Origin of the sequence: Micromonospora sp. B9E7, from assembly GCF_039871815.1 — a bacterium.
Taxonomy (GTDB): domain Bacteria; phylum Actinomycetota; class Actinomycetes; order Mycobacteriales; family Micromonosporaceae; genus Micromonospora.
The window spans coordinates 189,041-201,696 of the sequence record NZ_JBDPLX010000009.1 but is presented as its reverse complement, the minus strand read 5'-3'; the positions used below and the strand labels follow the sequence as shown (position 1 = coordinate 201,696).

Genomic DNA, 12,656 nt, shown 5'->3' with positions numbered 1-12,656 from the left:
TTACCCCCACGGTGCGCGCTGAGATCGACTTCGGCGCGCACCGTTTGCGTTTCAGGCTGGTAGTTCAGCCGGAGGCCGAGTTGCCGGTAGACCTCGGCTTTGTCGGCGGGATCGGCGTCGCGGAGCACGGCGGCGATGTCGCCGAGCGCTCGGACTAGGTCGGCGATCTGGGAGCGGCTCATCCGGCGTGGCTCTGTCTGCTGAGTGTTTGAAGATCGACTTCGGCTCGTGTCCGTTCGGCCTGGGTTTGGGTGATCCAACCGGTGACTAGTGCGGGATCTGCGCCTGCGTCGAGGGCGGCCCGGTACTGGGCGAGCTTTGCGTCACAGGCCGCGATCGTGGCCTGCGCTGCGGCCGTCTGTGGCGTTGTGTCCGTTGGTTGGGCGTCGCACATGGCGGTGATCGTTTGGTCGAGGTGGTCCGGGGTGAACGCGGATGCCAGCCACTCGTCGAGCGGGTCGGTGAGGGCGTACTCGCGCAGGTAGACGTTGCGGGGGTGTTCGCCCCGACCGACGCCGGCCCTCGGCGCTACCTGATCAACGGAACGGTCTTCAAGAACGCCAGAGATGACGACGGCGTCCACCTCTCCGCCGTGCGTGACCGTGGAACTCCCTGGGTCGCCATACCTGCGGTGGTGAGCGCCATCCGAGTCATGGAGCGCATCGTCGGCGACGGTCAGGTGCTGTTCGGCCGCGACACCCCGTACTCAAGCAGCACCCCCTATCCCGGGCTTGCACTGACCCACAAGACCGCCGCCGACCGCATCGACAGACTCATCACCTGGATCAACGGCTACGCCCGAAGGATCGGACGGCCTAACGAAGCGATCCCGGCTGACCTCGACGGGCCCATCGGGATCTCACGTTTCCGTCGCACGCTGGCGTGGCACATCGCACGACGTCCCGGCGGTTTGGTCGCCTTGGCCGTGCAGTACGGGCATCTGCGGACCGTCGTCAGCGAGGGCTACGCCAGCCGCTCCCGGCAGGGCATCCACACGCTGATCGACATCGAGTCCGCTCGCGACATCGCCGAACGTCTCAGCGACCTCAACGAGGCCATCGACAACCTCGAAGGGATCTCCGGGCCCGCCGCCCGGCAGCTCATCGACGCGGCAGCCCGCGAGCACAATCGCTTCGGCGGGATCATCACCACCCACCGCCAAGCCCGAGCTCTCCTCGACGGCCCCGGGCTGACCGTCTTCGAGAACCAGCGGTCGTTTCTGCTCTGCAACTACGACCGCGACAAGGCGCTCTGCCACCCCGGCCGCGCCAAGGCCGGCATCCCCAGCCTGGACCGATGCCAGCCCCGCTGCGCCAACATCGCCCGCACCGACCAGCACGCGACCCGAATGCTCCAGCACGCAGGCCGATTGCGCGCCCAAGCCGACTCCGGTGCCACACCCACACCGCTCGCCGACCGCCTGCGCGCGGAAGCCGAAGCACTCACCGGCCGAGCCCGGCACCACCTCGACAACCGGATCACCGGCGGGACCGTCTCATGACTAGCGATAACACCGACGAACGCAACGCCATCGAGGCGGCAGCTGCCAGGCTCCTGGCCGGAACACCGCTGCGCTCGAACGGCGCGCTGACGGCCGTCTCCCTCGCTCAGGAAGCCAACGTCAAGAGGCACGTCCTGACTCACCGCCACACCGATCTCAAAGACCTGTTCTACGCCCGAGTCCGTACTCAGGGCCAGGTCCCCGACAGTGAGCGCAAGCTCCGAGAAGAACTCGATACGATCAAGCGTCGACTGGCCGAGGCCATGGAGCACATCCACTCTCTGGAGCACGACAACGACATGCTCGCCCGCATCGTCAACTTGCTCGCCACCGAGAACACCCAGTTCCGGGAGCAGCTCCACACCGCCCCATCAGCCGTCGTCCGCCCTCTCCGCCAGATGCCGATGTAGCCCCAGCGACTCCATCGGCAAGCTCGGGCTTGTGATACATGTGGCGGCCACCGTTTCTGCCGGTCAGGAACCGTTGTGTACCGGGCGCCGACAGTTCACTTCGGCACCGCCACCAGCCCGTTGTCCGCATACGTGTCGCCGAAGGAGCGACACCGCAGCGGCGTGTCAGCCGATGTGTGCGGGCGCCGCGTCCTCGGTGCGCTGCTGGGGGCTTGCGTTGAGCGTGGCGACGGTGATGACCAGCGCGGCCAGCAGGAAGCCGACGGCGGAGGCGAACGCGACGGTGTAGCCGTGGGTGAGCGCGTCGGCCGCCCGCTGGATCAGGGGCTGGTCGCCGCTGGCCAGGCCGCGGAAGAACGCGACGTCGGCGTGCGGCAGTTTGTCATCGGCGGCGCTGGTGGAGACGGCGGCCAGGACGGCCAGGCCGACGGCGCCGCCGATCTGCTGGGCGGTGTTGAGGATGGCCGAGGCGATGCCGGTGTCGTTGCGGTCGACGCCGGAGATCGCGCCGAGCGTCATCGGCAGGAAGCTGGCGCCCAGGCCGAGGGCGGTGATGAACATGGCCGGCATCAGGTGGGTGAAGTACGACGAGGACGGTTCGAGCAGGCTGAACCAGAGCATCCCGCCGGCCGCGACGACCAGGCCGGGGCCGGCGAGCGTGCGTGGCGCGAACCGGCCGGCCAGGCGTGAGCCGATCCCGGCGGCCATCCCCATGCCGAGGCTGAACGGCAGGTAGGCGAACCCGGCACGAACCGGGCTGTAGCCCTTGACCTGCTGTATGAAAAGCGACAGGAAGTAGAAGGTGGCGAACATGGCCGCGCCGATGAACAGCATGGTGACGTAGGACCCGGCACGGTTGCGGTTACGCAGCAGCCGCAACGGCAGCAGCGGGTGCCGGTTCCTGCGCTGCGAGCGCAGAAAGGTGATCAGCAGGATTGCCGCGACGGTGAACATGCCGAGGGTGACGGGGTCGGTCCAGCCGCGGTCGCCGCCCTGGGTGATGGCGTAGACCAGGGCGGTCAGGCCGCCGGTGGCGGTGGCCGCGCCGCGCACGTCCAGTTCGCCGTGCAGCTTCTCGCCGCTGGCCAGCACGCGGGCGCCGAGCAGTACGAGCACGCCGATCGGGACGTTAACGAACATCACCCAGCGCCAGCTCAGGTAGTCGGTGAGCACGCCGCCGAGCAGCAGGCCAACGGTGGCGCCGAGCCCGGACATCGCGGCGTAGACGCCCATCGCCCGATTACGGGCGGCACCCTCGGCGAACGTGGTCGCGATCAGCGACAACGCCGTCGGCGCGATGACGGCCGCGCCGAGGCCCTGCAGGGCCCGGGCGGCGATCAGCAACTCCACGCTCGGGGCCAGGCCGCCCAGCAGGGACGCGCCGGCGAACACGGTCAGGCCGATCCGGAACACCCGCCGTTTGCCGTAGAGGTCGCCGGTGCGCCCGCCGAGCAGCAGCAGCCCGCCGAAGGCCAGGACGTAGGAGTTGACGATCCAGGACAGGCCGGAGGCGGACACCTCGAGGTCCTTCTGGATGCTCGGCAGCGCGATGTTCGTGATCGTGCTGTCCAGCACGACCATCAGCTGCGCGGCCGCGATGACGATCAGCGCGAGGGCCGGATGGGTGGAGGTGCGCGGCGGAGCCGATTGTGCGGGGATGGACATCAGAAACTCCAGAACTAGACAGGTGTTGAGTTTTCGTGAGGCCGCGACAATATCTCAACGGTTGTCTAGTTTTTCAAGTAGGGATGTGCCGGCTTGTACGATCGGACGCCGACGTACGGAAGGGGTGCTGCACGATGACCGAGGCCGCCGCAGAGGCGCCGCAGGGCGAACGCAAGGGCGAGCGCACCCGGCGGCGCATCCTGGAGGCCGCTCGCGCCCTGTTCGCCGAGCTCGGCTACGAGCGCACCACGATCCGTGGGATCGCCGCGGCGGCCGAGGTCGACAAGTCGTCGATCCTGCAGTATTTCGGCAGCAAGCAGCAGCTGTTCCGGGCCGCGGTGCACTGGCACATCCCGATCGCGGAGCTGACCACCGACGATCCGGCGCAGAGCGTGCACAACTTCATGCACGGCATGCTGAGCAGCTGGGCCGCCGACCCGAACAGCCCGATGGCGGTGCTCGTGCGCGCGAGCATGACCAGCGAAGAAGCAGCCGAACTGCTGCGGCGTCACATCACCACCGAGGTCGTCGACGCGATCGCCGCGACCGTCGACGATCCGGAAGCCCACCTGCGCGCTTCCCTGGCCGGCGCCATGATGATGGGCATCGCCGCGCAGCGCTACCTGCTGCGCATGCCCCACATCGCAGACGCCGACCTCGACGACGTCCTGCGCCTAGCCGGCCCGGCCATTCGCAACGTCATCGCCCCGCCGGCCTGACGCCCACGCGTCGGCGCCGAAGATCGCCGGCACCTGCTCGGCTGCAATGATGCTGAAAGCCGTCTGCTCGAACCGCTCTCGCTCGCCCTGTCGGCAGGTGCGCGACGGCACACCGCATCATGAAGTACTCCCCCCGGCACGCAGCGTGGCGTGCCGGGGGTCAGCGGCTCAGTCCCGCTGGGTCGGCGCCGGCCGATCGGCAGCGTCGCGAAGATCTCCGCGACATCGGCAAGGTGAATGCCGAGTCGCCGAGCAACGAGGATCAGCGAGACGCGGCGCAGCATGTGCCTGCGGTGAGGCGCTGGTTGCCCTCACTGCGCTCTGCGACGATCAGCCGTTTGCTCTCGTAGAAACGCAGAGCGGGGGCCGCCGTCCGGTACGGGCGGTGGCCTCCCCAGCGTCAGCAGACCCTCCGGGCTCGCCTGCTCGGAATGCTCCGCCGTCGTACGCGTCAAAATCCTCGCCGTGCCTTCTCGCCGAACGTAGAAACTGAACCCACGGTGAGATCAATAGGTCAGCGTCGGGGCGGCCTTGCTCCACCGGCTGGTGTCGAGTTGGTCGAGCAGGAAGTTCGCCAGATCGGCACGGCTGAGCCGCGACCCACCGGGCGGGTTCTTCCCGTCCTCGACCCGGAACGTCCCGGTGGCCGGCTTGTCGGTGAGGTAACCGGCGCGGACCAGAGTCCAGTCGAGCCGGCTAGACCGCACGATGTCCTCCATCACGCCCATGTCCTCGTACAACTCACGCAGGAACAGCGGAATCATCAGTCGGAACCACCAGGGCAACCCGGGGTCCTTGGGCTCCACCCCACCGGACGAGACGACGATCAATCGCTGCACCTGAGCGTCCTGCAGCGCAGTGACGACCGCCTGGCCACCCTTGGAGTAGATGCCGTTCGGATTCCGGGCCGTGCTGCCGATCGCGGAGATCGCCGCGTCGTGCCCGACAGCGATCTCCCGCAACGGGCGGCCACCGGCCAGCACGTCGGCGGGTTGCAACGCGAGATCGGGATGTGACGGCAGCCCGTCCAGGTGGCGGGCCACCGCGGTCACCTGGAACCCGCGGTCGAGCGCGCCGGAGACCACGAGACGTCCGGTGCCGCCGCTGGCCCCGAAAACGATCAGCTTCATACGAATTCCTCAACCTGGTGGGTTCGTCGCAGGCAGGTCCCGGCAAGGGCGGAAGCCTCACCGGTAACCGAAAAACTAGACAAGCGTTGAGATATTAGTCAGACAGTTCCGGAGAAGCAACCCCGGCGGTCACCACAGGTAGCGACATCACCCAGAGTGAGTCGATCTGGACCAGAGCGCTGCTGCGCTGAGAGGACCATCCGCGGACACCGCAACACGGTCAGAGTTGACAGGGAAAGCCAGGGCGCGGAGACGGAGCTGGTGGCGCGTCCGTTCGGGCCGCGTTTGGTGACCACCACGTCGTCGGTGTAGGCGTCGACAAGGTCGACGTTGTCCGGGACGAACGCCTCGCGGGGTGTGGCGCGCACAGCGGCTTCGACGGTGGGTGTGGTGGTCGCGCCGGCGGCGACCAGGTTGTCGGCTAGCCGGGCGCGCAGTTCCTCGGCAGTCGGTGCGGATGTCTTAACGTCGGTCACCTGGCGGTCCTTTCACATCGTTGACGGTGCGGTCGCAACGGCCAGAAGCGGCTGCGAGGCGGGTCACCCGCCGAAGGCGCAAGCCGGTTTCGCTCGACGTTGAACTGGGCTGGCTGTGGGTTTTGTCAGCGTAGGAGGGCGCGGGGCAGGGCGGCCGGTGCCGCACGGTTCGCGTTGTCATCCCTGAGGGGGATGGTGGTGGTGCTGCTCGACGCAGCGCTGGTTGAGCAGGCTGAGCTGACCTTCCATCCGCTCGGTGGTGGGATGGTCGGGGTGAGCGGGCCGGTGGATGGCCATGGTGTCCGTCGGCAGTGCCCTGGCGGGGGCGCGGTGTCCGAGGGCGTGCAGCACGGCGGCCATCTGAGCCTGGGCGGTGAGGATGGAGTGGGGTGGTCGGCGTGGTGCTGCTGGACGCGGTCGACGACCGAGGCGATGAGCGCCGGCGTGTGGACGCGAGGGACGGGCATCGGTGGGTGGATCCTTCCAACGACGCGGGGCGGTGGATGTGCCCTATCGGGCGGTGGCCGCCGATGGTGAGGCGGCCGGTGGACCCGGCCGCGTACCGCTCTCGGTGGGGTTGGTGGGCGTGCGTCGGCCGCTGCCGGCAGGTCGATGCATGCCTAGCAAGGTAGGACCGTGGGGGAGACGGATCGGGGTTTGTGCCTGGTAGCCGTGGCGGGTGAACAGATTTCGGTCGCGGACGGTGACTTCCGCCCAGGCGGGCATCTCGGTGCGGTCGATGCGGGTCAGGTAGTAGGCCAGCATCACCTCGTCGAGATCGCCCGCGTCCTGCGGTGGGGTGGCGAGGGTCTCGAGGTGGTGGTGCGCGTCGGTCGGCCGGCGGGCTGCCAAGGCGGTGTCGAGGGTGCGGAACCGCTGAAGGTAGGGGCCTGCGGCGTCGGCGAGGCGGGACGGGTAGTTCGCTGGTGGTGGCAGCGGGCGCAGCCGGTGCAGGCCGACGGTGGCGGCGGTGAGGTCGTCGGTGACGTGGATGTCTCCGAAGAACAGGGCATGCTCGACCCAGATCTCGGCAACGGCGGTGAGCACCCGTAGCCGGTGCGCGGCGTCGGGTACCAGCCATTCGCCGAGGCTGCCGGGGTGCAGAGCGGCGGCGACGACGCCTGCCACGGCCTGCCGCTCGGTCCACCGCAGGGTGCGGATGCGGGGTGTGTTGTCCATCGAAGGTTGTCCTGTCCTTGTGCTCGGGACGGGTGCTTATCGGTAGGTGGCGGTGGCGAGGTCACCGACGGTGGCATCCACGGCGGCGGTGACGGCCCGTACGGGCTTGTAGTGCTGGTCGGCGACGGTGCGCAACCGGGCGGGCAGGGTGGCGGTGTCGTCGTCGAGATACAGGTACGGCGACAGGCCCAGCACAGCGACGAGGCCGGCGAGAGCGGCGGTGTGGTTGTCCGGCTGCTCCCGGCCACGGGCCAGGGCACAAGCCGGGCGCGGGGAATGATCTGCCAGCGGGTGTGGCTGGGCAGGTAGGTGTCGGCCCGAACCAGCCCGGCCAGGCGGCGCCGCTGCTGGTGATGCAGGATCCCGGAGGTGACCAGGCCGGCGCGGGTGCGGTCGTACAGGTCGTTGCTGAACGCCCGCAGCCAGCCGCGCAGTGGCGGTGGCGTGGTGGCGTGCCGGATGGAGGCGATGGCGGTGTCGGCGATCAGGTCGCCGACCGGCCGGTCCTGATGCAGGTGCAGGGTGAGGTCGCCGCCGGGGCGGGTGGTGCCATTCGGGTTCAACACCACCCGCCCGGCGAGGAACAGGTCGATCAGGACCGCCCCGGCCATGCCTAGGGCGAGGGCTTGGTGGTGTACGTGGGGTTGTCCGGTGTCCTCGTCGTGCCCGAGCAGGAACACCTCGTCCCGCAGTGGCAGCGGGGGAGTCAGCGCGGTCATCGTGTGCTCGCCGTCTACCGCGGCTCGGCCGCGCGCCGTAGGCGGGCGTGCACCCCGCCGTAGGCGGGAGACGGCCCGGGCAGCAGCGCGGTGTCGACCATGGCCAGGACGGTGTAGCTGGGGTCGCACACGTTCCCGATCGGCGCCCGGCCGGCCTGGGAGATCAGCTGGTAGGCGTCGAGGGTGTCCATGCCGGTCAGCTCGGCCGTCCAGCCGACGAGGTCGGTGTGGGCGATGCGGTAGGCGTCTTCGAGGGGTCGGGCGCAGCCGGTCGAGGCCAAGTCGGTGTCGGTCTCCAGCCGTGGCCACACCGTCGGCGTCTTCTTGATCACCTCGACGGCCAGGGTGGTGACGGTGGCGATCTCCACGCCGACGCCGCAGGCCTCACCCTCGCCCTGGCGGGCGTGCCCGTCGCCGAGGGCGAGCATCGCCCCGTGCACGTTCACCCCCAGATACGCGGTCGTACCGGCCCGGACCAGCGGCGTGTCGAGGTTTCCGCCGTGGGTGTCCGGGACGATCGTCGCCCGGGCCTCGAACCCGCCCGGGGCCACGCCGATCGTGCCGATCATCGGCTCCAACGGCAGATCCACGTTGTGGTCGGTCTCGGTGGCCCGGAACCGGACCGTGCCCGCGGCCCGGTCGATGCCGTACACCCACACCCGCTCCTCAAGCGGCGGTTGCAGGGTGGCCGTGTGGGAGGTCGACGTCAGCGCCCCGAAGTGCGGGAACGTCGACGACACCCCCCACTCCCGGGCCGGGGTGATCGACATGATGTGCACGGCGAGGGTGTCACCGGGTTCGGCGTCCTCAACGAAGAACGGCCCCGACACCGGATTCAGATACGGCATCTGACAGACCTGCGACGGCAGGTCCGCTGGCCCGCGCACCCGCCCACCGAAGCAGTCCTCGGTGAACACCTCCAGCATGTCGCCGGACCGTAGGTGCGCCACGGGCATCCGCCCGCCGAAGGTGTACGCCAACTCGTCCCGGGCCGGCCGGTAGACAATCGTGTCCACGACGGTCACACCCTCTGCATCTCGTGCCGGGCCGGCTCCGCCGCCGCCAGCCCTGACAACACCGGCCGCCGGCCTGTGGCGTACAGGCCGCCCAGAACCAGCACCCCCAACGCCAGCCACGCCAGACCGAGGCGCTGCGCCGCGATGTTCGCGTTCGCCACCACGTACGCCAGGACCGCGAACCCGGCCGCCGGCATCACCAGGTGCGCCCACCAGTTCCGGCTACCGTGCCGGATCAGGTAGTGCACGACCACGGACACGTGCAGCACCAGGAACGCCACCATCGCCCCGAAGTTGATCAGCGACGACAACAGGGTGATCCCGTCCGCGCGCAACGACATGTACAGGCCGAGCGCGAGCGACACCACCGCGGTCAGCAGGGTGGCGTTCAACGGCACGTTCCGCCGCGCCGACACCTTCGCCAGCAAGGCCGGTAGCTGCCGGTCCCGAGCCATCGCGTACAACAGCCGCGACGTGGCCACCTGCGCCACCATGCTGTTCGGCAAGCCCCACGCGATCGCCGTCGCCACCGCGCACAGCGTCGCCAACCACCCGCCCCCGGCCACCCGGGCCGCCTCGTAGAACGCCGTGCCGTCCGGATCCCCGTCCGTCAGCAGCCCGGCCGGGTTCGGCACGAGCATCGCCGCAAGCCACGTCTGGACAATGAACAACACCCCCGCCAGCACCAGCACGGCGGCCATCGCCCGGCCGATCTGCCGAGCCCCGTCCCGGGTCTCCTCCGCCAGCATGCTGATCCCGTCGAAGCCCAGGAACGACAGCACCGCGATCGAGACCGCGCCACCGACCAGCGACCAGGTAAACGTCTCGGAGTTGTAGAACGCCTCCCAGCTGAACCGGCCCCTACCCGAGGCCAGGGCCCAGCCCGCGACGGTGAGGAACACCGCCAGCACGATCAGCTCACCGACCAGCATCACCCGGGTCACCACCGCGGTCATGCGGATCCCGACGGCATCCGCGCTGAGCGACCGCATGCCACCGCCGATCAGGTCGCCGCGATCGTCGCCCGCCAAGTCCGCCCCAGCGACGGGCTGCTCATCCTCACCGCCGCTTACACCGGCATGCGGTGGGGAGAACTCACCGGCCTCACCCGCGACAACGTCGACGTCACCACCGGCAGCATCCACGTCCACCCCGACGTCGGCGCCCTGGACGAGGTCGAAGGCAAGCTGTTCCTCGGCCCACCCAAGACCAACGACTCGGTGCGCCACACCCACAAGACCTGGCCCATCGAGGACGGCATCCCCGAGATCACCCAAGCCCGCCGCCTGGGCCACCGCCTCGCCGGTGTGCGCGGCATCTACAGCCACGTCACCGAACCCATGATCACCAACGTCGTCGACGCACTACATCGCCGGTGGGAAGCCACCCAGCCCGACCGGACTGCCGACACCGCCCGACGACTGCGCGCCGTTGCCTAACAAGGGAGAGGATGAGTCATGCTTCAGGCCTTCGTAGCGGAACCACCGTGCGCGGTGTGTGGGCGACCGGCAGCACACGTCGAACTCGTCGCACCCGCCAGCCAGCCGGCGGACTGGCAGCGCTGGTCACCGCAGCAGCGCGACGCCTACAACGCTGCCCGACAGCGCCACGACGACCAGCAGTGGTGGCTGCTGTTCTCCGGGATCGAGGCGGGTAACGGATCCGGCAGACCGGTGGACCTGGCAGAGGCGCAACGGATCGCCAACGCCTTTACCCAGCCGTATCGGTACGCCGCCGTAGCCTCCGCGGGCTTCTACGACGACGCCGGATTTTGCGGCCAGTGCGACGCACCGTACTGCTACCACCATTGGAACGTCTCTAACACTGGCTACGGAGCATGCCCTCAAGGCCACGGCAAGAGCCTTGATCCGCACTGGTGGCCCGACGATCTTTAAGGGCCGACAGGCGGAACACAGTGGAAGCGCGTCCGCACAGCTGGCGGAGGCGGCGTGGTCGCGTTCAGTGCGCCCAGCCAGCGGCGTGGAGACTGTTGTGGAACCAGCCTCCTGAACTGAACGGCCGGATGGTGTTGTCATCGTCGACGTGGTGTGGGAAGACGGCCAGGACATGGGCGAGATCCTGCTCCGCCGGTCGGGGTAACTGCAGGAGTGCCTCATCGAGGGTCAGGCCGCTCGCCTTGACGAACTCGGGATGCTTCCTGAGGTATGCCACGACGTGGTCCACTACGGCCGCGAGACGCTGACGCAGTCGGGCGGCGTCGGGTGCGTCGCGGCTGTCCCGTAGGTCGACCAGTTGCCAGGCCGGCCCGAACACCGGCACCAGTTGTAAGCCTGCCGCGTTGAAGAATTCCAGGGCCCCCCGACGGGTGTCGGCATCACCGAACCCATCCTCGATCATTTGCCGCACGTCCGAGTAGACATGTGCGTAGGTGTCGTCGGAGGCGATGGCGACGATCGTGGTGATCGTGCGGGGGGTGGTGACAATTGTTGTTGTCGAAGATCCGTCCACTCTGCTTTCCTCCCGTACAAGCATGATGTGGAAGTTCGCCTATATCTCTAGGCTAGGTAGTCAGGTCAACCGCTGAACGTGCCGATGGGGCCCGACATCCGCTGACTCACCTGCGCCGCATGATCGCGTGCAGCGTCCTGCTGCTCCCAACCTCCGTCACGTTAATGAGTTCCCACCCCATGTGGCTGAGGTAGTCGGCGGCGGCGAGTGCCTGGCTGATGCTGGCCCCGCCGGGGGCATAGGCGGCCACGGCAAGGTGCCGGTGTGGGTAGGCACGTAGATCGACCAGTTGCTGCAAAACCGCCGCTGCGGTGATGGCGCGGGAGCGAGCGACAGAATCAATGGTCTCGCGGGGCATGCCACGACGATAACGGTAACCAGCAGGCGCGATCGCCCGGCGCAGCTGACGGTATGGTCAACAGCGTGAAGGCTCGATCCCGGAAACGGGCGCTGGTGGTCGGGCTTCTGGTAACGCTCGCGGTTACCAGAGGGTGACGACGGTCGATCAGCAACGGCCCGTGCCGTCACCACCTCGCCGATCGTGGGTGCTCCCGCCACAAGTAGCCCAGCGCCCGCCGTCGGCCCCTTGTCCGACGCCACCAACCTCGAGTTGTGCCGGCGCACGGACCTGACGCCCCCGGCGGACTTGTCGGTGAGAGTCGCTCGTACCGATCCGAAGCCGCCGCTGGCGCGGTAGGGCTCGTCGTGCCTATTTTTCACCAGGGCGAGTGCACCGAGGTGCGGGATTAGTCCTTGTCGCTCCGCTACGCGAAGCGGCCCGAATCGGGAGGAAGTATGTCTACTTCCGAGTTAGGTGGACGCGGATGTGTGACTCGTAGGCCAGCAGGGTGGGGGTGGACGCTGCTGAGGCTGCGGCGGGATGTCAGCCACGACTGCAGGTATTCGCCGACGCTGGTCGTGACGGCGCCGGGCAGTCCGGCGCGGACCCGTTTCCCGAGCCGTCCACGGTGCGGGCGATCGCCGTCGCGCTGCACGTCACCGAGATCGCGGTCAAGAAGCGCCTCACCCGGCTCTACGACAAGTTCCGCCTGGCCGGCAACGACGACCGTCGGCGGTTCCGGCTGGCCGGGGAGGCCGCCCGCCGGCGCACCACGGTGTCTGGTGGCCTGACCACCCGTATGCTGGTTGCCCCAATCGGCCTCTTCCGGTGCGCCTGCCTCCATTCCACCGCCGCGTCGCGGTCGCACCGGTTAGCCTCGCCAAGTCCAGCGGATGAGGACGGTCGGAGGCGGGTGGTGGCAAAGCTCGCGGAGTTGGCGAGCGGTGAGTTGTGGCCGCCGCCGAGGGTCTCGTTGCCATCTGCCCGCGCCGAGCTATTTAGATGATGGCAGCCAATGCGACCAGCGCCAAC

16 protein-coding genes and 2 pseudogenes are annotated in these 12,656 nt (G+C 68.7%); 7 read left to right on the top strand and 11 right to left on the bottom strand.

The genetic code is table 11. From position 1 onward, the window contains the following. Positions 1–11: 11 nt before the first annotated feature. Entirely contained in the window at positions 12–158 is a 147-nt protein-coding gene (locus ABGB10_RS17470; RefSeq protein ID WP_347661896.1) for a hypothetical protein, read from the top strand. Positions 159–178: 20 nt separating this feature from the next. Here the strand turns inward: ABGB10_RS17470 and ABGB10_RS17465 are convergent, their stop codons facing one another. Then, a complete protein-coding gene (locus ABGB10_RS17465; RefSeq protein WP_347661895.1) occupies positions 179–583 on the bottom strand; it encodes a hypothetical protein in 405 nt (134 codons plus the stop codon). A gap of 51 nt (positions 584–634) precedes the next feature. Here ABGB10_RS17465 and ABGB10_RS17460 point away from each other — a divergent pair, with 51 nt between their 5' ends. Both ABGB10_RS17460 and ABGB10_RS17455 read left to right on the top strand, forming a co-directional pair. Then, the gene (locus ABGB10_RS17460) at positions 635–1,501 is read left to right on the top strand and encodes a hypothetical protein (RefSeq protein ID WP_347661894.1); all 867 of its coding nucleotides are present in this window, start codon (positions 635–637) and stop codon (positions 1,499–1,501) included. Further along, positions 1,498–1,911 carry a hypothetical protein gene (locus tag ABGB10_RS17455; protein ID WP_347661893.1) on the top strand — a complete coding sequence of 138 codons (414 nt, stop codon included), beginning with the start codon at positions 1,498–1,500 and terminating at the stop codon, positions 1,909–1,911. The genes ABGB10_RS17460 and ABGB10_RS17455 overlap by 4 nt, the downstream gene beginning before the upstream one ends. Before the next feature lie 165 nt (positions 1,912–2,076). On the opposite strand, the gene ABGB10_RS17450 is transcribed toward ABGB10_RS17455, so the two are convergent. Beyond that, complete coding sequence (locus tag ABGB10_RS17450) at positions 2,077–3,576, bottom strand: MFS transporter (RefSeq protein ID WP_347661892.1); 1,500 nt, start codon at positions 3,574–3,576, stop codon at positions 2,077–2,079. A 134-nt stretch (positions 3,577–3,710) separates the two neighbouring features. Here ABGB10_RS17450 and ABGB10_RS17445 point away from each other — a divergent pair, with 134 nt between their 5' ends. Further along, positions 3,711–4,295, top strand: a complete 585-nt coding sequence (locus tag ABGB10_RS17445; protein ID WP_347661891.1) for a TetR family transcriptional regulator — start codon at positions 3,711–3,713, stop codon at positions 4,293–4,295. Between the two features lie 506 nt (positions 4,296–4,801). Here ABGB10_RS17445 and ABGB10_RS17440 read toward each other — a convergent pair. The 7 genes and pseudogenes from ABGB10_RS17440 to ABGB10_RS17410 all read right to left on the bottom strand — a co-directional run. Beyond that, positions 4,802–5,425 carry an NAD(P)H-binding protein gene (locus tag ABGB10_RS17440; RefSeq protein WP_347661890.1) on the bottom strand — a complete coding sequence of 208 codons (624 nt, stop codon included), beginning with the start codon at positions 5,423–5,425 and terminating at the stop codon, positions 4,802–4,804. Positions 5,426–5,523: 98 nt separating this feature from the next. Beyond that, positions 5,524–5,901, bottom strand: coding sequence for a hypothetical protein (locus tag ABGB10_RS17435; RefSeq protein WP_347661889.1), 378 nt, complete (start codon positions 5,899–5,901; stop codon positions 5,524–5,526). Positions 5,902–6,078: 177 nt separating this feature from the next. Further along, a complete protein-coding gene (locus ABGB10_RS17430; protein ID WP_347661888.1) occupies positions 6,079–6,261 on the bottom strand; it encodes a hypothetical protein in 183 nt (60 codons plus the stop codon). Between the two features lie 150 nt (positions 6,262–6,411). Continuing rightward, positions 6,412–7,080, bottom strand: a complete 669-nt coding sequence (locus ABGB10_RS17425; protein WP_347661887.1) for a hypothetical protein — start codon at positions 7,078–7,080, stop codon at positions 6,412–6,414. 36 nt (positions 7,081–7,116) lie between these two features. After that, positions 7,117–7,799 (bottom strand): annotated as a pseudogene (locus tag ABGB10_RS17420) (GPP34 family phosphoprotein). Positions 7,800–7,813: 14 nt separating this feature from the next. Beyond that, the gene (locus ABGB10_RS17415) at positions 7,814–8,824 is read right to left on the bottom strand and encodes an acetamidase/formamidase family protein (RefSeq protein ID WP_347661886.1); all 1,011 of its coding nucleotides are present in this window, start codon (positions 8,822–8,824) and stop codon (positions 7,814–7,816) included. After that, positions 8,821–9,789 (bottom strand): annotated as a pseudogene (locus ABGB10_RS17410) (APC family permease); the annotation flags it as partial. The gene ABGB10_RS17415 and the pseudogene ABGB10_RS17410, both read right to left, overlap by 4 nt. Positions 9,790–9,894: 105 nt before the next feature. Between ABGB10_RS17410 and ABGB10_RS17405 the strand changes: the two are divergent. Both ABGB10_RS17405 and ABGB10_RS17400 read left to right on the top strand, forming a co-directional pair. Further along, positions 9,895–10,254 (top strand): hypothetical protein, encoded by a 360-nt coding sequence (locus ABGB10_RS17405; protein ID WP_347661885.1) that lies wholly within the window; start codon positions 9,895–9,897, stop codon positions 10,252–10,254. 18 nt (positions 10,255–10,272) lie between these two features. After that, positions 10,273–10,710, top strand: a complete 438-nt coding sequence (locus tag ABGB10_RS17400) for a hypothetical protein (RefSeq protein WP_347661884.1) — start codon at positions 10,273–10,275, stop codon at positions 10,708–10,710. 64 nt (positions 10,711–10,774) lie between these two features. Here the strand turns inward: ABGB10_RS17400 and ABGB10_RS17395 are convergent, their stop codons facing one another. Both ABGB10_RS17395 and ABGB10_RS17390 read right to left on the bottom strand, forming a co-directional pair. Further along, entirely contained in the window at positions 10,775–11,308 is a 534-nt protein-coding gene (locus tag ABGB10_RS17395; RefSeq protein WP_347661883.1) for a hypothetical protein, read from the bottom strand. 82 nt (positions 11,309–11,390) lie between these two features. Further along, positions 11,391–11,642 carry a transcriptional regulator gene (locus ABGB10_RS17390; protein WP_347661882.1) on the bottom strand — a complete coding sequence of 84 codons (252 nt, stop codon included), beginning with the start codon at positions 11,640–11,642 and terminating at the stop codon, positions 11,391–11,393. A gap of 496 nt (positions 11,643–12,138) precedes the next feature. Here ABGB10_RS17390 and ABGB10_RS17385 point away from each other — a divergent pair, with 496 nt between their 5' ends. Then, positions 12,139–12,630 (top strand): hypothetical protein, encoded by a 492-nt coding sequence (locus ABGB10_RS17385; protein ID WP_347661880.1) that lies wholly within the window; start codon positions 12,139–12,141, stop codon positions 12,628–12,630. Positions 12,631–12,656: the final 26 nt, after the last annotated feature.

Coding starts and splice junctions, on each gene's coding strand:
- ABGB10_RS17455 (WP_347661893.1), top strand. CDS start 1,498: ATGACTAGCGATAACACCGACGAACGCAACGCCATCGAGGCGGCAGCT.
- ABGB10_RS17450 (WP_347661892.1), bottom strand. CDS start 3,576: ATGTCCATCCCCGCACAATCGGCTCCGCCGCGCACCTCCACCCATCCG.
- ABGB10_RS17445 (WP_347661891.1), top strand. CDS start 3,711: ATGACCGAGGCCGCCGCAGAGGCGCCGCAGGGCGAACGCAAGGGCGAG.
- ABGB10_RS17440 (WP_347661890.1), bottom strand. CDS start 5,425: ATGAAGCTGATCGTTTTCGGGGCCAGCGGCGGCACCGGACGTCTCGTG.
- ABGB10_RS17430 (WP_347661888.1), bottom strand. CDS start 6,261: ATGGCCGCCGTGCTGCACGCCCTCGGACACCGCGCCCCCGCCAGGGCA.
- ABGB10_RS17425 (WP_347661887.1), bottom strand. CDS start 7,080: ATGGACAACACACCCCGCATCCGCACCCTGCGGTGGACCGAGCGGCAG.
- ABGB10_RS17405 (WP_347661885.1), top strand. CDS start 9,895: ATGCGGTGGGGAGAACTCACCGGCCTCACCCGCGACAACGTCGACGTC.
- ABGB10_RS17400 (WP_347661884.1), top strand. CDS start 10,273: ATGCTTCAGGCCTTCGTAGCGGAACCACCGTGCGCGGTGTGTGGGCGA.
- ABGB10_RS17395 (WP_347661883.1), bottom strand. CDS start 11,308: ATGCTTGTACGGGAGGAAAGCAGAGTGGACGGATCTTCGACAACAACA.
- ABGB10_RS17390 (WP_347661882.1), bottom strand. CDS start 11,642: ATGCCCCGCGAGACCATTGATTCTGTCGCTCGCTCCCGCGCCATCACC.